The sequence below is a fragment of the Bacillus paramycoides genome, assembly GCF_001884235.1.
GTDB classification, from domain to species: Bacteria; Bacillota; Bacilli; order Bacillales; family Bacillaceae_G; genus Bacillus_A; species Bacillus_A paramycoides.
On sequence record NZ_MAOI01000107.1, the window covers coordinates 20,833 to 40,862 of the forward strand.

Consider the following 20,030-nt stretch of genomic DNA (forward strand, 5'->3'; position numbering starts at 1 on the left):
GTGGGGACGATTTTAGACAAAATTGTAGAGCAAAAGAAAGTAGAAGTTGCGGAGTTATATGAAACGTATTCACCAGTAAAAGCAAAAAGGCAAACACACTCACTTGTAAAAGCTTTAGAGCAGTTTACTGTAATCGCAGAGGTGAAACGAGCGTCTCCATCAAAAGGTGATATAAATTTACATGTTGATGTACCAAGACAAGTTAAAGCATATGAAGAATGTGGTGCTGGGGCGGTTTCCGTTTTAACAGATAGTCAATTTTTTAAAGGATCGTTTCACGACTTACAAACTGCAAGAGCAGAAAGTAACATTCCGCTTTTATGCAAAGACTTTATAATCGATAAAATTCAAATTGATAGGGCGTATGAAGCAGGAGCAGATCTTATTTTATTAATTGTAGCGGCGTTAACGAAAGAGAAGTTAAAAGAGCTTTATAACTACGTACTAGAAATAGGATTAGAAGCGATTGTTGAAGTTCATGATGAACGAGAACTAGAAATTGCAATTGAATTAAATCCACATGTTATTGGCATTAACAATCGAAACTTAAAAACGTTCGAAGTAGATGTAAGCCAAACAGAAAAGCTCGGAAAACGATTGAATGAGGAAAAATTACTATGGATTAGCGAAAGTGGCATTCATTCAAAAGAGGATATTATTCGCATCAAAAGAGCTGGTGCAAAAGGTGTATTAGTTGGTGAAGCACTTATGACAACATCTTCTATTAGCAGCTTTTTCGATGAATGTAAGGTGAAAATATGAAAGTGAAAATTTGCGGTATTACTGATGTTGAAACAGCGAAAAGTGCGTGCGAATACGGTGCAGATGCAATCGGATTTGTTTTTGCAGAAAGTAAACGAAAAATCACTTCCGAGCAAGCGAAAGAAATTATTCAGGAACTTCCAGCGCACGTTTTAAAAGTTGGTGTTTTCGTAAATGAATCAGTAGAGATGATCCAGAAAATTGCAAAGGAATGCGGGTTAACACATGTGCAATTACATGGGGATGAGGAAAATTATTACATTAGAAGATTGAATATTCCGTCTATAAAAGCGGTAGGAGTAGTTGCGGAGAGTGAAATTAAAAACGCAAATATATACGAAACTGATTATGTATTATTTGATAGCCCGAAAGAAAGGTTTCATGGAGGAAATGGTAAGACATTCTCATGGGAGTTACTCGCACATATGCCAAACGGGTTACGAGAGAAAACGATATTAGCTGGTGGATTAAACATCCTTAATATAGAAGAAGCAATTCGAACCGTTCAGCCCTATATGATCGATGTGAGCAGTGGAGTAGAGACAGAAGGAAAGAAAGATATAGAGAAAATAAAACAATTTATACAAAAAGCGAAGGAGTGTTCCAAATGAATTATGCATATCCAGATGAAAAAGGTCATTACGGTATATACGGAGGACGATACGTTCCAGAAACGTTAATGCAATCCGTATTAGAACTAGAAGAAGCATATAAAGAAGCGATGCAAGACGAAGCGTTTCAAAAGGAATTAAATCACTATTTACAAACGTATGTTGGAAGAGAAACACCGCTATATTTTGCGGAAAATATGACGAAGTATTGCGGCGGGGCAAAGATTTATTTAAAGCGTGAAGATTTGAATCATACAGGAGCTCACAAAATTAACAATACAATTGGCCAGGCACTACTTGCGGTAAGAATGGGTAAGAAAAAAGTTGTCGCTGAAACAGGGGCTGGACAACATGGAGTTGCAACAGCTACTGTATGTGCACTTCTCGGTTTAGAATGCGTCATTTTCATGGGAGAAGAAGATGTGAGACGTCAAAAATTAAATGTGTTCCGAATGGAATTGCTCGGAGCGAAAGTAGAAAGCGTAGCGGCCGGTAGCGGTACATTAAAAGATGCTGTGAACGAGGCGCTTCGTTACTGGGTTTCACACGTGCATGATACGCACTATATTATGGGATCAGTTCTCGGACCACATCCATTCCCGCAAATTGTCCGTGATTTCCAAAGTGTAATTGGAAAAGAAACGAAAAAGCAATATGAAGCGTTAGAAGGGAAATTACCAGAAGCAGTCGTTGCTTGTATTGGCGGTGGTAGTAACGCGATGGGAATGTTTTATCCGTTCGTACACGATGAAGAAGTGGCTCTTTACGGCGTAGAAGCAGCTGGAAAAGGGGTCTATACAGAAAAGCACGCAGCGACTTTAACGAAAGGAAGCGTCGGTGTTTTACACGGGTCAATGATGTACCTTCTGCAAAATGAAGAAGGACAAATTCAAGAAGCGCACTCTATTTCGGCAGGACTGGATTACCCAGGTGTTGGGCCAGAACATAGTTTACTAAAAGACATCGGCCGCGTTTCTTACCATTCGATTACAGATGATGAAGCATTAGAAGCGTTCCAATTATTAACGAAAAAAGAAGGCATTATCCCGGCATTAGAAAGCTCACATGCTGTTGCATACGCTTTAAAACTAGCACCGCAAATGAAGCAAGACGAAGGACTTGTCATTTGTTTATCCGGCCGTGGTGATAAAGATGTAGAGAGCATAAAACGTTATATGGAAGAGGTGTAAAAAATGGGAGTAGAAAAAATTAAAGCAGCGTTTGAAAATGGCAAGAAAGCATTTATTCCGTATGTAATGGGTGGAGATGGTGGCCTTGGAAAATTAAAAGAACAAATCCGTTTTCTAGATGAAGCGGGGGCAAGTATTGTTGAAATTGGTATCCCATTTTCAGATCCAGTCGCAGACGGTCCAACTATTCAAAGAGCAGGAAAAAGAGCGTTAGATAGCGGGGTAACATTAAAAGGTATTTTTCAAACATTAGCTGAAGTGAGGAAAGAAGTACAAATTCCATTTGTACTCATGACATATTTAAATCCAGTACTCGCATTTGGAAAAGAACGTTTCATCGGGAGTTGTCTTGAGGCAGGTGTGGATGGCATTATCGTTCCAGACTTACCATATGAAGAACAACATATTATTGCGCCGCTTCTCCGCGATGCGAATATCGCTTTAATTCCACTCGTAACCGTAACGAGCCCAATTGAGCGGATTGAAAAAATTACGAGTGAATCACAAGGATTCGTCTACGCTGTTACAGTAGCGGGGGTAACGGGAGTACGTCAAAACTTTAAAGACGAGATTCATAGTTACTTAGAAAAAGTAAAATCACACGTCCACTTACCGGTAGTTGCAGGATTCGGTATTTCAACACGAGAACAAATAGAAGAAATGATTACAATATGCGACGGTGTTGTCGTAGGAAGTAAAGTCATTGAGCTGTTAGAAAATGAAAAGCAAGAGGAAATATGTGAGTTAATACATGCAGTAAAACAAAAAGAAGAGGCGTAAGTCTCTTCTTTTTGTTTCCTTTAAGAAATGTTAAAATATACAGAAAATACATATAGTTTAGAGGGTGAGAAGGCATGCTAAGACGTAAACTATTATATCTTTTTTTAACCGTACCACTATACGCTTGGCTTATTAGCATGACGAAAATAGAATTATTGGCTCTATTTCTAGGGTATGTATTCATCTTTTCCAACTTAAAGCGGATTCAAGAGCAATCTATTTTAGAAGTATGTATATTTTCAATTATTATAGAACTATTTAGTATCGTTTCGATTGTATTATTAAACGAATTATTCCGGGGGATTCATTCATTTGCATTAATGAAATTTGGGAATATTGTACTGCAAGTAGTATGTACTTATATTGTGTTTGCTGTTTTAGAAAAGATGCTTGGGCAGCAGACGGTTTTTCAGGATAAATAAGAGGCCTACTGTTAATAGGGGCCTCTTACTATTTTAACCTAATGGGTTCTCGCCGAAACGCTCCCATAACTTTGGAAAGCGCTCCGCTAGTTCATCTTCATCATCTTCCCAATCGAATTCCAGTTCAGGCATAGATGAATCATGCCCTTTTTCATCTAATAGGGAATCAAATTTATTCCACAGATCATCGTCCCATTCTGTATCACCGATTTCTTTTAAAGAGAAGGCTTCAAGTCCGACAGATAGCATTTCCTCGAATTCTGGAATAAGCTCATCTTCTTCATAAAACTCCGGAATTAAGTTTGCTAGGGACTCAGGGTGTTCTACTGCGGATTCAAAGATTTCTTGTCCACATGCAATAAGCCAGCCTCTAAAGTAATCAAATGAATCATCAGAGCATCCACCTAAAATAATATAAGCGCTAGCCCATAGGCTAGACGTATAAGATTGCTTTAAAGCGTTTTGGAGATGAATCTCAAAATCTATAATTTCACTTGTAGGCTTTTTAGATAATTGTTTAATTAACCAATCACTCGTTTCGTCTTTTGTATTCATTTCAGAAATAAATTGCCAAAATTGTTCTTTATTCATATGTATAACACCTCGGAAAAATGTATTTCTTAAAGTGTAACATTTTTTCGGTTATTCACTTCATTAACAATAACGAGAAAAACTGTTATAAAATTAATTGAAAAATATAACACCTGTTATATAATAGTTAAAATTGCATTTTTTACGAAATGAGATGATAGCATGGCAATATTGTTGGCACTTATCCCGATTATGATGATTTTCATTTGTTTATTTTTGTTTAAACAAACGTCATTAAGAGCCTCATTAATTTCTTATGCCGTTTCTGTCGGAATCGTTTTACTCTCGCCAACGTTTCAATTAGGGATAAGTGAAACTGTACACGCAACGATTAAAGGTTGGTTAATTTGTTTTATTGTCGGATACGTTTTGTTTTTCGGTATTTTTTTATTTCACCTCATGAACAAAATGGGGTATATCGATCAAGTAGCGAGATTTCTAGAACAAGTCACGCACGATCGATTATTGCAAATGCTTCTTATGTGTTTTGGGATTTGTCCACTTATTGAATCAGTGAGTGGATTCGGGATTGGTTTTATGGTCGCAGCTCCTATTTTTCTTTCTCTCGGTTATAAACCGTTTCAAGCTGTACTACTCTCGTTTATCGGTTTACTCGCAAGTTCATGGGGCGCGATGGCAACGGGTACAATTATCGGTTCTCAGCTTATTAACATGCCGCTCACAACTCTTGGCACAAATACAGCGCTATTAAGCATCCCGATTTTTGCTTACTTTATTATTCTGTCTTTATATGTTGTTGGTGGCTTTCAGGCAGTTATGGAAAAGTGGAAGGAAGGAGTAGGTTTCTTTCTATTATTTTCTACAGGAATCTATCTTTCTAACGCGTACGTAAGTGTTGAATTAGCAGGGATATTAAGTTCTATCGTTACAATTACATTTGGCTTTCTTATCATTAAATTAAAAGGGAAAAGTGAGCAAAACCTTTTAACGGAACATGCGGCTGCTGCAGAGAGAGAAGTATCCATTATAAAAATTATTAGCCCTTATATCTTTTTAACAGTTTGTATTTTACTTTCTCGCCTCGTTCCAGCATTACATGATTCGCTTAGGTCATATGCGGTTCTCGATTTAAAATCATACTCTTACAAATTAGAAATGCTGTATTCGCCAGGATTTTGGCTCGGTATGACTTGTTTATTTACAATTATTTTCTTCCGCATTCCATCTACTATTATTAAACAATCAATCTCACAAACGATAAAACAATGGATTCCTTTCGCTATTACAACGACGATGTTCATTGCAATTTCAGAACTAATGGGAGCATCTGGTATGCATTCATTACTCGCAAAAACAGCTGGTGAAACATTTGGTACCTTTTTCGTTTTCGTTGCGCCATTCATCGGCGGAATTGGTGGCTTTTTAACAGGTAGTAACGCAGGATCAAATGCGATGTTTATAAAACTGCAAATGCAAACAGCTCAAAACGTAGCACTCCCGTGGCAATACGTCACAACGCTTCAAAACACCGCATCATCAGTAGCGACAATCGCTTGTCCATCACGTATTACACTTGGTGCTTATTTATGTAATATCCCTTATCGTGAAAATGAACTATTAAAGAAAACGACGTTAATGATTTTTGGTGCGGTGTTACTTGTAGTGATAGAAGTTATTTTTTGGTACGTATTGATAAAGTGAAACTTTAATTAGTGGAGAGCGTTTTTCAGCCCCACTAATTATCAGCCCTCACCAATCGGGCTTTTACGGGCGGTCAGGCTCCCGCTGGATTTTTTTGTAGGGGGTCTTACTGCCCGTTAATGCGGGATAAAGTGAAAAATCCTCCTAACATAGGAGGATTTTCTTTATGATTGGATAATTTGTAAGTATGTAAAGCTGCTACTAAATGAATAGGAGATGAAAGAGATGCCCTTAAAAAACTACGGTGTGTTAAAAGGTACAGTTATACAATCTAAGATAGGAAAAGGGAAAACACCTCATTATCAAGTTCATTTACAAGGCGAAGTAGGAGTAGATTATCGCATTGCAATTAACGTAAAATCGCAAAGTTATCCGTCAGAAGTTTTATATTTTGCGAGCGAACATATTGATTCAGAAGCTATTCGAATTTTACCGACATTACCGTTTGGATTTACGGAAGTGAAAAATAACGAGCCGAGAGTTGCCTTAGATTATGTAAGGGGTAATTTATTTCATTCAAAACAAATGATTCCTTTGCCGGCTGAAAAATCGGGATCTGATAATGATTTAAATGAGAAAATAGAACATTATATAAAAAGAGCAATAGATGAGAAAGCAATTATTTATGCGTTTGGTGAAAGGTGGGGACCGGAAGAAAAGGTTCCGGATTCATATTTCCACTTTACACCTGGAAACGGTATACACGATATTCATATGAATCAAGGGAATGTAGAGAAATGGCAAGGTGATGACGGTATATGGCAAGATGGAGGTTTGCTCATTCATTTTGAGAAGAGGGAAGAGTGGATAGGTATTTTCCTTACCTTTCAGTCACAGTCATGGTGTACCGATGAAGAGGGGCATGCTCGTGTTCCGGTTGAGAATTGTGATTATAGAAGTGAGAGATAGTTTTTTAGAAATAGAAAGACCATCGCAAGTTAGATGGTCTTTTTTTGGGGTGATACAATTATTTACAATTAGATTTGATATGATTGAATAGACTGAAAATTATAGGCGGAGGGGGATAAAATGACAGAAAACAAACCGAAAGTCCTAATACTAGGATCATGCCATATGAGTGAGCATGAAGAATTATTGTCGGACGAGAGACAAGCTGAAATCACAGAACTTGTTTCTATCGTGCAGAATTTCCAGCCAACAAAAATTGCAGTTGAAAGCATTACAGATAATCAGGATAAATTAAATGAGAATTTTAAGCAGTACAAGTTAGGTACATATGAATTGGCATTAAATGAAATAGATCAAATTGCTTTTAGAATGGCAGCAAACTTAAAGCATGAACAAGTATATGCGATTGATTGGATGGGTGGAAGTGATGTTGTTAACTTCTGGGATGTACATAAATGGGTGGAAGAAAATCAGCCAGAACTATTCGCAGAAATATTTAGTTTAGTACCAGAAATAAACTTAACAGATACTAAAAGTGTACTAGAGTTTTATCAAGAAATGAATAATCAGGAGATATTTAATCAGCTGCATAAGTTATATGTAAACATGGCACGTATCGGTGATTTTGGTCATTATGTTGGAATGGAATGGTTAACGTGGTGGTACAAAAGAAACTTAATCATGTATTCGAATATCGTTCGCTTAATTGACTCACTTGAGGAGCGCATTTTATTTATAGTGGGTGTGTCGCATTGTTCGATTGTGAGTAGGTTTCTTGAAGAAGGGGAAAATTGCGAAATAGTATCACCAAAAAAGTATCTTTATGAAAAACATGTATTGAAATAAAAAGGTATCCAAATTTCTTTGGATACCTTTTATATTCAAAACGAACGCCCTCTTCTCATCTTATAAAATACAAAACTCACAAGTGTAGAAATACAAGAGAACAGCAGCGCCACACTAGAAAACGCAATGAGATACATATTATATTTCATTACTTTACCAATTAGTTGGTTACTATCGTACTGAAAGAGTCCCGCTATTATATTGAATAAAAATAACACGATAAACATGACGATGACACCGTCTATTGATCCTTTAATGTCTGGTTTACTTAAAGCGATATGTGCGGAAATACAAATAGCGATAAATAAAAATAACCAAAATGAAGGATTTAATAAATTGTTTAGCGTAAATAAATTTTTCAATAATACAAACGTTGATAGTAGCATGTTTTGGACCATTTCTACATTAATAGAAGTAGAGGCAATCGTTTTTTCGAGAGTTGTATTAAATAGAGAATATGAATCTGGTACGAAATAACGCATTAAAAGGATTAATGCAGTAATACCAGAAATAATAGGGCCGATTCCAATAAAGAAATTCCCAATTCGCTGATATACACTTTTTTGATTGTATTGGTGTTGTACGTAACCTAGAGCACCTTGACTTGTATCTGTTGGGAAGAACTGCGTTGCTACAATTTTATGACGAAATAGTACGCACATAATTGCATGTCCGAGTTCATGAATAGGAACACCGATCCACGCAGTTAATAGGAATCCTTTTCTTCCGAAAGCCCTTGACCAATACATTCGTGTGAGAGATTCTAAATAACCTAATAGAAATCCAATTACAATGATGACTCCAATTAAAGAAAATAGTTGGAGCACACTTGTAAGGAGTATTTGAAAAATTGAGTTTACAAATTCCATTGTCTTTCATCCAATCTGTTTAAAGTTTCACTTTATTTGCTATGTTTCATAATAGCATTATTTTTCTAGATTACTAGTACATATATTTTCTTTCGAAGGGAGGATTTCATAATCTTTTTCTTGTAGTCATGTTTTATGTCCAAAGTCATATATTGAATCTGTAACACCCTATAAGGTATATGCTTAAGGAGGGATGAGAGAATGAAATGTCCGGTGTGTAGTACAGAAAATGCAGCGGAGGCAAAGTTTTGTGGGAATTGTGGACATTCGTTAACGGAAGAAGCGGAAGCAAGTGGTACACAGGAAGAAGAGCAACTATCGCGCGCAGCGCAAGTAAAGGAAAGTCGGCCGAATGAAACGGTAGAGCAAGCGAAAAAATTTGCAAGTGGTTATTTTCAGTTCTTTCAAAATGCGTTAAAAGCACCGACAGCGATTATGAAAAGTGGAAGTATTGAAGTGCGAAATGGGATCGTGAGTCTTGTGCTTATTTGTTTTTTAGGAGCATGTATATTTTATAGAATAATGAGCGCAGCAACAGCCGTTACGAGAACATTTGCACCAGATATATCTACTCCCACATTTTTTGGAGAATCTGTAACGGTCTTTTTATTTTTATTAATTTTAACTTTATTTGTCGGATTTATTATTTTTGTAAGTGGTAAGATGATGAAATCATCTTTTTCTTTTCTTGAAGTATTCGGTATATGGGGAACGATAGTGACTCCGGCTATTGCTATATTAGTCCTTTCGTTTCTTTTTAGTTTCTTATTAATCTTTTTCTTACCGATATTACTATGGGTAGCTACAACATATATAGGGATTAGTATAATTGTAGCTATATTAAAACTAGACAACGGCGGCTTAGATCCTGTTTACACACTTATTATCGCAAATGTTTTCATTGGGATTGCAACATGGATTGTACTTTGGTCTTACATTAACACGATAATTCAAACCTTTACCAGAGGATTAACTGGCTTCTAATGAAAAGGTGGTTGAACGGATGAATGTATGTACAAAGTGCGGAACTCAGTTTGAAGACGGAGTGCAATTTTGCCAAAACTGCGGGACGAAGAGGGGACGTCCTGTAGTACAAAAGCAGAAAATGGGCAAAGGGACAAAAATTGGAATTATACTTTTAGCACTTTTTGTGATAGTAATGGGCGGATTGTATATGTATGGTGGTTCATATTATTCGCAATCAGCGCAAGTAGACCGTATGATTGCTGTTTTACAAGAGAGGAACGGGGAGCAACTGGCTGAGATGGTCACGACAGATGATCCAGCGGTTATTGTAACGAGAGAGAGTTTAGCGCCTCTATTTTCATATATAAAAGAAAATCCGTCTTACGTTAATGAATTGAAAGGTTATATGAAGCAAGGACAAAAGCAGGGTGAGGGAATAGAAAGAGTAGATTTTTCTTTAACAAAAGACGGGAAGTATTTCTTTTTATTTGATCGGTATAAATTGAAAGCGAAGACGTATTATGCAACGTTACTTACAAATGAAAAAGATACATTTTTAAAGGTGAACGGAAAAGAGCTTGATAAGACGAATGATAAAAAGTTTGATAAGCAATATGGACCGTTTCTTCCAGGGGTACAACTGTTTCAATCAGAATATAAAAATGAATATGTGAAACTATCTCGTGAAGAAAAGGTTGTACTTATGAAACAAAGCCAAAATAATGTAACGGTAGATTTAACGTTACAAGGACAATATATTACAGTCCAAACGAATGCGCCTGGTGCGACATTATATGTGAATCAAAAGCCAGTTACAACGTTGACCGGAGAAGAGATTACGTGGGGGCCTATATCTACTGATGGAAGTGCAACGATTTATTTAGAACGAAATGGTGAAAACGGAAGAGAAATGACAAAGGTGGAAACTGTCACCGCACTGTCGACTTATAGTCTTCCATTTCAAAAGAAAGGTGCAGAAAAAACAGTTATTTACAATGTCACCCCGCCAGTTACGACTCAATATGTATATAATGGTTTCATTTTCCCTGATAGTGATATTCGTAAATTAACGAGTGCGGATTTGGGATATTTAACGAAAGAACAATTGAAAATTGCTAGAAATGAAATATACGCAAGACATGGACATATTTTTCAAACGAAAGATATGCAAACGTACTTTTCAAAACAGTCTTGGTACAGAGAAAATCCGTATTTTACAGGAGCGTTAACTAATATTGAATCTTATAATGTTGAACTTATCAAATCAAGAGAATAGAGTGCGTGAAAAAGGTACAGTGCATATTACTGTACCTTTTCTATAGTTATTTAGCTGGATTAGGATCTCTTGAGAAAAAAATATGAAAGAGGAATGTGACTCTGCTTGCTTTTCCTGATGTAGTAACCGTTATTGTATTTGGAGATAAGTTAATAATTTTAACAGTACCGACCGGAAATATGGACTTACCGGTGTGTGATGCTGAGGCGAAGCGAGTGGCTTTCCAAATATCTTGTGCCACAAATTTGTAGAGGGAATTCTCTTTCTTTACAATAGAAGTAGGTGTTATTTCTATAAAATATGGAAATCGTAAAGAGTATGTAAAAAGAAGGAGTGGTAAAGTGAACTATGTCATTATTGGCGGAGATGCAGCTGGTATGAGTGCAGCGATGCAAATTGTTAGAAACGATGAAACTGCAAATGTTGTGACGTTAGAAAAAGGTGAAATATATTCATACGCTCAGTGCGGACTACCGTATGTGATTAGCGGTGCTATTGCTTCAACTGAAAAATTAATCGCACGCAATGTAAAGACATTTCGAGATAAATACGGAATAGATGCGAAAGTGCGTCATGAAGTAACGAAAGTGGATACTGAAAATAAAATTGTGTATGCAGTACATACGAAGACGAAAGATGCCTTTGAATTTCCATATGATCGATTATTAATTGCGACTGGTGTACGACCTGTTATGCCGGATTGGGAAGGAAGGGATTTACAAGGTGTTCATCTTTTAAAAACAATTCCGGATGCTGAGCGTATATTAGACACGTTACAAGCAAATAGTGTTGAGCAAGTAACGATTATTGGCGGCGGTGCAATTGGTCTAGAGATGGCAGAAACATTTGTAGAACTAGGAAAGAAAGTAAGAATGATTGAGCGAAACAATCATATTGGCACAATTTATGATGCCGATATGGCGGAATATATACATAAAGAAGCGGATAAACATAATATCGAAATTTTAACAAATGAAAATGTAAAAGCGTTTAAAGGAAAAGAGAGAGTAGAGCTAATTGAGACGGATAAAGGTACGTATAAAACAGATCTCGTTTTAGTATCTGTCGGTGTACAGCCAAATACTGATTTTCTTGAGGGGACAAATATACGTAAAAATAATAAAGGTGCAATTGAAGTAAATGCTTATATGCAAACGAATGTGAAAGATGTATATGCAGCAGGAGATTGTGCAACGCATTATCACGTTATAAAAGAGATTCATGATCATATTCCAATTGGAACGACCGCAAATAAACAAGGGCGACTTGCAGGGCTAAATATGGTTGATAAACGAAGAGCCTTTAAAGGTACTTTAGGTACAGGAATTATTAAATTTATGGATCTTACATTAGCGAGAACAGGGTTAAATGAAAAAGAAGCGAGCGGATTAAATATTCCGTATAAAACAGTAAAAATAGATTCAACCAATATGGCGGGCTATTATCCGAGTGCTACACCACTTTATTTGAAATTACTATATCGTTCTGATACGAAACAATTATTAGGCGGGCAAGTAATTGGTGAAGAAGGTGTAGATAAGCGTATTGATGTTATCGCAATGGCACTTTTCAATAAAATGAGCATTCACGATTTAGAAGATGTCGACTTAAGTTACGCACCACCATATAACAGCGTTTGGGATCCAATTCAACAAGCGGCAAGGAGAGCGGAATAGCACTTTTTAAGTGCTATTTTTTCGTTAAAGGGGAATGATCATTTTTGTCGAATAAAGAGGATTGGAAAATAGTTACATATAGGGAAGGGGATCATTAAAAATGGTTGTAGCACTTCAACAAGTTCAAGAATCAGAAAAAACGATTTTACGTAATTTGTACTCACTATATCTTCATGACCTCTCTAGGTTCACTACTAATATAACTATTGGAGCGGATGGTTTTTTTTGAATACGAAGATTTGGACACGTTTTGGAAAATCGATGGAATCACTCCATATTTCATAAAAGTTGATAATAGTATCGTAGGGTTTTTATTGTTATTAGAACGTCCATTTTTGAAGAAAGAAAATGACTTTGGTATTAATGATATTTTCATATTGAATCAATATAAAGGAAAAGGAATGGGTAAACAAGTTATTGAGAATTTACTAGAAGAGAAACGAGGACAATATTTCGTTATCGAACTTGTGGAAAATGTACCAGCAGTTTCGTTTTGGAAGAAAGTATATAAAGAACTGAATATTGAATTTGATGAAAGAGAGCAACTAATTGATGATGAAGAATGTCTCGTTCAGACGTTTAAAATATAATGAAATTGGTGCTCTTTACAATTACTTTGAAGTTTAACTTTATCCGCGTTAACGGGCAGCCCGATTGTGGTGAGGGCTAATAATCAGTGGGGGATGGGCAAAATCCTTGCTGATTAAAGTTTCACTTTATTTTGAATATAGCGTTCACCCTTGAAAAGTATAGTAGTTATCGCTTATATTGTCATATAGTATTTGTTTTTTTAACAAGCAATGAACGAACCAGGGGGTACAACATGGCAATAAATATGAAAACAATCGAAGAATGGATTGCTGAATCAAATACAAGACATGAAGAAGACTTTGGACACGTTGTTGAAGAGATGAAAGAAGTATGTGTCGGACTTGATAACGCGACGTTAATTTATACGAAAAATGTATTTTGTTTCGGCAAGAAAGCAGAAGTATTTTTCTTCTTCCAAGATCACGTTGTTATCGGACAAGAGAAGGAAGAGTATGTCGAAGTTGAGAAGTTAAAGTATGCTGATATTACAAATAGTAATTTAAAAACAAATGATAAAAATACTACATTAGAATTGAAGTTTTCTAATGGAAAAGCTATCAATTTAGATAGTTTAAATGATAACTACGGTACGAAAAACTGGTTATTTGCAAGACAAATTAAGAGTATCTTTAAATTAATCTAGTAAAAAAGCAGGCTTTGAACGGCCTGCTTTTTTACTTGTTTCCTATTACACAAAGGCAACCTCTCTCCTCATAACATTTCACACCTTTAAATCCTGTTTTATAAAAGAGGTTTACTAATTCTTCGGTCGCTTTAAATGTATCCATATGATATTGGATTTTGAAAGTTTCAGCGACTAATAAAAAGGATCCGTTCGGTTTTAAGACGCGAAACACTTCTTTTATATCGTGTTCAACATCAGGCCAAAAGTAGTGGGTTTGAAAAGCGGTAATGAGATCAAAGAAGTCCGGATGATATGGAATAGAGGAGACGCTTGCTTGATGAATAATTACTTTCGTTGCTTTTACATCCTTCATATTTGCTTTCTTTGAGTTTTCAACAGCTTGATTGGAGTAATCAATCCCATATATTTTCCCATGGGGAGTTAATCTTGAAAGTGTATGTATTGTTTTACCACCTCCACAACCAATATCTAAAATAATTGCATCTTCACGTATATGTATTTTTTGTAAAGCCCAAATTGTTAGTCTCGTATGTGCAGCATTCATAATGCAAAGCATAGAGGAACCGATTGTCCCATGAGGATTTTTCGCTTGCTCGATTAATCGTTGTAAAATACTCAATTCAAACTCTCCTTTTATATAAGAATATGTACTTATTTCGCTTCTAATAATTTAACTCCTTTAAAAAAGCACGCCATCAATTGGCGTGCTTCTAATTATGCAAGTATCCTTTTAGCCAATTCCGCGCCCGATACGCTCCAACTGGAATTTGAATGAGCGACGTTTCATTTCTGCCATCTATTCCATACAATTGATTACATAAATTTGTATCGAAACTAAGTAAAGGGTGACCGCCCATTCCCATAGCAGTCGCAGCTAAAACGAGTTTATGAACGAGTATACCAGCTTCCATTTGGTGAATACGGTATCCTCTATATCCTAATTCATTTTTATAGTAATCTTTATTTCCAATTACATGTAGACAAAGTGGTGCTTGAAACAGGTTTACGTTATCCATCGTCATACTGGATTGGAGGGGATAACGAAGGTCTCCATGCCGTATTGGCTGTATGGAATGTGTTTGACTGTTATAAGCGTAAGCGCCGTTTTCTATATCTTTTACGTTATAAAAGCATCCATATAATGAGACTCGTGCATTTTCATTTAAGTAATTACCATCAAGGTCGTTGTAATAAGGGAAGGAGAGGCTCGCTTCTTGTAGTAAAGTAGCGAGCTCGACTGCATCCCATTTCGTTAAAATGAAGTCGGCATCAGGTGAATATCGTTTTTTACAAAGGTGCAAGAAATCATATGATAAACGTTCTACTTTTGGTAGTTGTAAAGTGTGGGCATTATATTGATGTCGTTCTTCATGAGTTAATGTTTGGAAGTGTTCTGTCGATTCAATCATAGATGTCGCGTTTACTTTTGTTATCATCGGATATTCATCTACATGTTTTGAGCGAACGAAATGCTCATGTGTTAAAGGTGGAATTTGCTGCAGTAAGTCATGAGAAGTAACTGTTTTATTTTCATGATGATCATCGTGAAACCAATCTGTATGTGGTTCTGTACTTAAAGGAACGACCGCGTATACACTTTCTTCATTTTCTGATAGTCCGAGTAAATGATTAATCGCCCGGTCTAGAAACTGAAAATATACCCCATTTGTGTAGCCGAATTGTTTTGCGCATTCAAGCAATTGTCCGATTAGAACGCCACTATCTAACCCTTGCAGACGATATGAAAAGTTATTGTATTTAAAGAAGTTTTTCCAAAACATAGTAGATACGAATGCAGCGCCAAAACAAGAATGCATGTTGCAACGATTGCCGAGTGCTTCTGTAAGATAAGAATCAAAATTTCCTTCGCGAAGTAAGACGAGACGATGGTGTGCGGTGTCATAATGGTAAATTCCGTCTGGATAATGGTCAATCTTTAAATACATATATAATTCATTTGGATATAAAGCCCCCCCTGAAGGGATGAATCTTCGGAATAGAGTCGTTGTTTTATTATGTTCTAGGCTAGTAGTAGGTTGGCATAATTGTGTTAAACCAAACGAGTACCAAAGATAATGACCGATTTCCTCTAGGTTAGGTTTAGTAGAAGGATTACGTAATGTTAACGGGACTTCTAAAGAGAGAGGGATGACTGGTAAATTTCGATATAATTTATAAGGAAGTGGCGCATCTTCCCAATCAATCTCTTTATCGGGCGGCATAATTTCATTAATAGAGAAATGGAGATGGTGTAAAAAAGTATCTAGTTGCATCAAATTCCCCCCTTACTATAAATTATGGAAACGGATGCGGATGTGGATTTAATCCCTCATTCGTTAAAGGTTCATTTGTATAGCCGAGTGTCATCGGTACGGTATATACTCTGTCTAGTCCTGTAAGACGAGTGAGGTGGTGACCAAACGTCATCGGTAACATACCTGGAATAATTACTTTTACACAATGTAATCCATTCTTTTCTATGAGGGGGACAGTTTGATCTACAACAATTACTTCAAGCCCAGATTGATGTAGTCGGTTTAAAAGTTGATTCAGGTCAGATGTTAAATCCATATCAAATGATTGTAATGCATTCACTTCTTGGAACGTTTGCACCGGAGCATCGTCACGTAAAAGGAAGTGAAGACGTTCTTCAGCTTCTTTCAATCCGTATAGCATACTATGATCGCCCATTTGCGTAACAAGATAAGGATCGCGTAAACAGTTTTCATATTTTTCTTTGTTTTGATTCAGATCATCATCTGATATAAGTAACATGCCAGCTATTTCATGAATCGCAGTTTTGATTGCTCGAATGGGCTCCATATGAGCACCACCAGCACAGACGAGATTCATCCCATCTTGCCTCGTGTTTTTCGCAATCACCCAAATGCTCGGAATACCGTGTTCCATCGTTGCGTTGAAAACGTGTAATTCATATCCAGTAATCGTACGCAAGCGCTCAATCATTAATTGTAATTCAGTATCCTCTGCCGAACTAAGATCAAGACGAGGAAGAGGTAATTCTGCATACCATGTGAGTAAAAAAGCATCGCGCTCTACGATTTCTAATATGCCATGAAAAATGGCCTCTTCTAAACTACCACCAATCGCACATCCATTTGATGTTTCATACACAAAAGCATCTCGATGACCAAGGCTATAATAGGCGATTGATTCTGGGACTAGAAGTGGTCTATCTTGTGATAAAGAATATCCCCATACCCAACTTTGCTGATGATCAGGATCAAATGGTTTAAATGGAAAAGGATCACGATTATAATGTTCATTTGTATGTACACCAAGTGTGAGGGGATTCAGTGCGATATCCCCTAGTTCACGAAAACTACCATGTACATTTGTCTTTTTGCCACGAGGTGACATGCCGCAATATCGTTCTAATCCTTCCAAAATAGCAGTTGATTCACTGAGTGCGAATGAATTAGTTCGGCCCGCGACACCTTCATTCCCAAACATTAACGGCATATTTATAATGACATCAGCGAACGGTAATAAAGAATGCTGCATTTTGCCGTTTAAAATTCCGGTTCGATAATCTAAATAATCTTTCGTTAAAAATGTGTTTAGCTCATGAATCGAACGACAGCGATACGCCTCACTGCTCGTTTTCAAACTCGGTTGTAAAGAAATCTTTGATGCATCGGCTGTATCGTCAGACAAATTGCTACATACTGGACAGAGAGGATCTGGAAGAAAGGAATGCCGGGTACATTGTAATGTTTGTAAGTCTAGTAAAATAAGTTCGTTTTCTAAAGAAGAATGTTCAGTAGATAATATTTTCTCTGTTTCAGCATGAATGAGCTGGCACATTTGTAAAATTCCATTTTGGGTGGCGCGTACATCACGCCTCGTCACATCATTTGCTTTTAACGCATATTTTCGCTGTAATTCCCACATTTCTCGTTGATCAAAGCCAGCTATAAAGCGACGGCCATCAGCGCAGTTGGTACATCCTGTGGCAAGAGGGTGAATGTAAGGGCCGATAATCCCTTCACCAAATGAAGTGAACCCCCGAAGCCATGGAATATTACTTGAGCGAAAGATAAGTTCGGCATCATGATGAACGGAAGAAGGAGAGCCGTCATGTAATACAAGAGCGAGATGAATATTTTCAGGGAGAGTTTCTGTAATTGTATGTTGGCGGATGATGGAGTATTGTTTACACAATTGATCATGTACATAGTCTGCGAGTAGGCCATCTCCTATTAGTAGTATGTTTTGAGTCATTTGCTTTCACCCTCCTCAATTAATACCCCATATACACCATCTAAGTTATCTTTTAGAAATGACTCAATTGCTAAATCAAAAACGAATGGATAAAAATTGTTTTCTGCTAAATTTTGCAGGGCAACCTGTAAAGACTGTACGCCTGGAACTTCTTGCTCTTCTTGTATTTCTACCCTAAAAGAATCAGTACTACATAAAATAATGGATGATTCTGGCAAAATATTAGCTCTATAAGGAACCTCTTCATTTTGAATATGAAGGAGTGCTTGTTGCAGAGCGTTTCTTAGTGCCAATGTCATATTAATATTTGCTGCACCATACCATCTATCATTTATACCGACCCAAACGACAGGAAAACCAAGTAATTCCTCACTTATTCCAACTTTAGGCGTTTCATGAATTGTAGAGAGAGCATTGTAGTAAAATCTACAATGGTTATCATGTATTTCGGTTAAATCGAGTTCTGTAATTTCTTCTAGCATATGTGATTGCCGCTCACACAACTTATTGTTTAAATGTTTTTGTAGTGCGCGGTATACACCTTCTGTCATCGTTTCACCAGCACCAATACCGATATCATTATGTTCAGGAATAAGACGATGAATGATTTCCTCTACATATGTTTCAATCCCTGTTAAACCAGCTTCGCGGCGCGCTTCATTATGAGTTAGTCCACCACAAGTTATAGTAGGGAGGAGAGCGCTAGGTCCGTCTGATAATGGATTTGCGACTTGAATATAGCACTGTGATAAAGGTAATTGATATAAATTTTGTTCATCCCACATATGGAATATACCAGCTTCTCTAGATGTTAATGTATCAAAAAAGCGGAAAATTTCAGTTGAATCAAATTGTTCGGAACGATGTGCAAGGTTTTCATGAAGATTTTGCACCGTATCAATTGTAAAGCTTTCATCAGTTGCGAGAGGGTGCTTTATAAAGGGATGCCACTTTCCTTCAAGTGTTTCAAAGTTTAATAAATAGAATTGCGGGTTATTCTGCCGATGTGAATCGTCAGCGACATGCTTAAATAATTCAAAAACGATAATATTTGCTAACATTGCACCTGTAATTGGTGAGAAAGGCTCTGTTGGATTTTCATTTTGTAAAGTGGTTTCATGTAGCCGATGCCATGCTGATTCCCAGCATTCTTCACGCTCTGCTATTACGACAGGTCCAGCTAAACCGATTCTTGATAAGCATATAGCAGGGATGAAATTTTTTCCTTCATCTCTACAAATAGCATGTATTGCTCTTAAACTTTCAATATCTCCATTTTGAGAAACGTATAAAATCCAGTCGAAAGGCTCGAATACTTCATGTAAAGGACGATCGATTGTAGTATCTATTTCTTGTATAAGTACATGATCATCATTTGCATAGGCACGTTCTATTAGTTCATGAATTCGATCGTAGTTTGTTTCGGCACGATCTGTAACAAGATAATGAAATGTAGGTAAGCCGGATTCAAGCAAAGAAGAAATTAGGGAAGTAAGCATATCCCCAGAACCAATTATAAGTACATTTGCTGTGCGGTACGTTTGGAATTTTAAAGCACCTGAATGGGAATCAGCTTCTAAAAATTCAATTTGTGAAGCATATCTGTCGAGCAGTGCATCGTTTAATTCGTGAGGAGCATCTTGGCTTACATCACGAACGAAACCATTTTCATATAAAATCTCTCCAATTTCAAACACTCGATTTTGATAGGGGAGAGGGAGACCATCCGTCAATTCCTCTAAAGAGTGATTACCATTAAACATAGGCATTAATTTCTCAATCCAGTTATAAATTCCAGCACCATCCATACGGAATGAACTGGAGTTATTTCGAAAATAGACACCCCCGTTTGAATCGGGGAGGAAGAAAGTATCTTTATTTGTTTTGAGTTTCGTGTGAGTCGGAAGAGTACTCATTTTTATCCCCCTTATGTTTTGTAAGCATACATTATTAGTCTATGTAGTGCGATTTGTCCCTTATGAGCATAA

18 protein-coding genes and 2 pseudogenes are annotated in these 20,030 nt (G+C 36.8%); 13 read left to right on the top strand and 7 right to left on the bottom strand.

Features of this window, described 5'->3' with window-relative positions:
- The 5 genes from trpC (at window position 1) to BAU28_RS22870 (ending at window position 3,765) form a co-directional block, all read left to right on the top strand.
- Window positions 1-762 (top strand): indole-3-glycerol phosphate synthase TrpC, encoded by a 762-nt coding sequence (trpC, locus tag BAU28_RS22850; protein WP_071720086.1) that lies wholly within the window; start codon window positions 1-3, stop codon window positions 760-762.
- Complete coding sequence (locus tag BAU28_RS22855) at window positions 759-1,373, top strand: phosphoribosylanthranilate isomerase (protein ID WP_071720087.1); 615 nt, start codon at window positions 759-761, stop codon at window positions 1,371-1,373. Before trpC ends, BAU28_RS22855 begins: the two co-directional genes overlap by 4 nt.
- Window positions 1,370-2,563: a tryptophan synthase subunit beta gene (trpB, locus tag BAU28_RS22860; RefSeq protein ID WP_071720088.1), complete on the top strand. Its 1,194-nt coding sequence runs from the start codon at window positions 1,370-1,372 to the stop codon at window positions 2,561-2,563. Before BAU28_RS22855 ends, trpB begins: the two co-directional genes overlap by 4 nt.
- 3 nt (window positions 2,564-2,566) lie before the next feature.
- Window positions 2,567-3,343 carry a tryptophan synthase subunit alpha gene (gene trpA / locus BAU28_RS22865; protein WP_071720089.1) on the top strand — a complete coding sequence of 259 codons (777 nt, stop codon included), beginning with the start codon at window positions 2,567-2,569 and terminating at the stop codon, window positions 3,341-3,343.
- A 74-nt stretch (window positions 3,344-3,417) separates the two neighbouring features.
- Window positions 3,418-3,765 carry a DUF4029 domain-containing protein gene (locus BAU28_RS22870; protein WP_071720090.1) on the top strand — a complete coding sequence of 116 codons (348 nt, stop codon included), beginning with the start codon at window positions 3,418-3,420 and terminating at the stop codon, window positions 3,763-3,765.
- Between the two features lie 33 nt (window positions 3,766-3,798).
- On the opposite strand, the gene BAU28_RS22875 is transcribed toward BAU28_RS22870, so the two are convergent.
- Window positions 3,799-4,356 (bottom strand): DUF4240 domain-containing protein, encoded by a 558-nt coding sequence (locus BAU28_RS22875; protein WP_071720091.1) that lies wholly within the window; start codon window positions 4,354-4,356, stop codon window positions 3,799-3,801.
- 162 nt (window positions 4,357-4,518) lie between these two features.
- Between BAU28_RS22875 and BAU28_RS22880 the strand changes: the two genes are divergently transcribed.
- From BAU28_RS22880 to BAU28_RS22890, 3 genes are all read left to right on the top strand, one after another.
- Complete coding sequence (locus tag BAU28_RS22880) at window positions 4,519-6,018, top strand: L-lactate permease (protein WP_071720092.1); 1,500 nt, start codon at window positions 4,519-4,521, stop codon at window positions 6,016-6,018.
- Between the two features lie 216 nt (window positions 6,019-6,234).
- Window positions 6,235-6,927, top strand: a complete 693-nt coding sequence (locus tag BAU28_RS22885) for a DUF2278 family protein (protein WP_208610976.1) — start codon at window positions 6,235-6,237, stop codon at window positions 6,925-6,927.
- Between the two features lie 120 nt (window positions 6,928-7,047).
- Window positions 7,048-7,773 (top strand): DUF5694 domain-containing protein, encoded by a 726-nt coding sequence (locus BAU28_RS22890; protein ID WP_071720094.1) that lies wholly within the window; start codon window positions 7,048-7,050, stop codon window positions 7,771-7,773.
- A gap of 35 nt (window positions 7,774-7,808) precedes the next feature.
- Here BAU28_RS22890 and BAU28_RS22895 read toward each other — a convergent pair whose 3' ends face one another.
- The gene (locus tag BAU28_RS22895; protein WP_071720095.1) at window positions 7,809-8,642 is read right to left on the bottom strand and encodes a hypothetical protein; all 834 of its coding nucleotides are present in this window, start codon (window positions 8,640-8,642) and stop codon (window positions 7,809-7,811) included.
- 201 nt (window positions 8,643-8,843) lie between these two features.
- On the opposite strand from BAU28_RS22895, the gene BAU28_RS22900 reads away from it, so the two are divergent.
- Window positions 8,844-9,626 (top strand): zinc ribbon domain-containing protein, encoded by a 783-nt coding sequence (locus tag BAU28_RS22900; RefSeq protein WP_071720096.1) that lies wholly within the window; start codon window positions 8,844-8,846, stop codon window positions 9,624-9,626.
- A 19-nt stretch (window positions 9,627-9,645) separates the two neighbouring features.
- Complete coding sequence (locus BAU28_RS22905) at window positions 9,646-10,884, top strand: TcaA 3rd/4th domain-containing protein (RefSeq protein ID WP_071720097.1); 1,239 nt, start codon at window positions 9,646-9,648, stop codon at window positions 10,882-10,884.
- A 46-nt stretch (window positions 10,885-10,930) separates the two neighbouring features.
- Here the strand turns inward: BAU28_RS22905 and BAU28_RS29430 are convergent.
- Window positions 10,931-11,122: pseudogene (locus BAU28_RS29430) on the bottom strand (hypothetical protein); the annotation flags it as partial.
- 103 nt (window positions 11,123-11,225) lie between these two features.
- Here BAU28_RS29430 and BAU28_RS22910 point away from each other — a divergent pair.
- From BAU28_RS22910 to BAU28_RS22920, 3 genes and pseudogenes are all read left to right on the top strand, one after another.
- A complete protein-coding gene (locus BAU28_RS22910; RefSeq protein ID WP_071720098.1) occupies window positions 11,226-12,560 on the top strand; it encodes an FAD-dependent oxidoreductase in 1,335 nt (444 codons plus the stop codon).
- 100 nt (window positions 12,561-12,660) lie between these two features.
- Window positions 12,661-13,150, top strand: a pseudogene (locus BAU28_RS22915) (GNAT family N-acetyltransferase).
- Between the two features lie 233 nt (window positions 13,151-13,383).
- Window positions 13,384-13,794, top strand: a complete 411-nt coding sequence (locus BAU28_RS22920) for a DUF3908 family protein (protein ID WP_048369578.1) — start codon at window positions 13,384-13,386, stop codon at window positions 13,792-13,794.
- 31 nt (window positions 13,795-13,825) lie between these two features.
- Here BAU28_RS22920 and BAU28_RS22925 read toward each other — a convergent pair whose 3' ends face one another.
- The 4 genes from BAU28_RS22925 to BAU28_RS22940 all read right to left on the bottom strand — a co-directional run bounded on the left by BAU28_RS22925 (window position 13,826) and on the right by BAU28_RS22940 (window position 19,958).
- The gene (locus BAU28_RS22925) at window positions 13,826-14,416 is read right to left on the bottom strand and encodes a class I SAM-dependent methyltransferase (RefSeq protein ID WP_071720099.1); all 591 of its coding nucleotides are present in this window, start codon (window positions 14,414-14,416) and stop codon (window positions 13,826-13,828) included.
- A 91-nt stretch (window positions 14,417-14,507) separates the two neighbouring features.
- Window positions 14,508-16,070: a SagB family peptide dehydrogenase gene (locus tag BAU28_RS22930; RefSeq protein WP_071720100.1), complete on the bottom strand. Its 1,563-nt coding sequence runs from the start codon at window positions 16,068-16,070 to the stop codon at window positions 14,508-14,510.
- Window positions 16,071-16,092: 22 nt separating this feature from the next.
- A complete protein-coding gene (locus BAU28_RS22935) occupies window positions 16,093-18,042 on the bottom strand; it encodes a TOMM precursor leader peptide-binding protein (protein WP_071720101.1) in 1,950 nt (649 codons plus the stop codon).
- Window positions 18,039-19,958: a putative thiazole-containing bacteriocin maturation protein gene (locus BAU28_RS22940; RefSeq protein WP_071720102.1), complete on the bottom strand. Its 1,920-nt coding sequence runs from the start codon at window positions 19,956-19,958 to the stop codon at window positions 18,039-18,041. Before BAU28_RS22940 ends, BAU28_RS22935 begins: the two co-directional genes overlap by 4 nt.
- Window positions 19,959-20,030 lie beyond the last annotated feature (72 nt).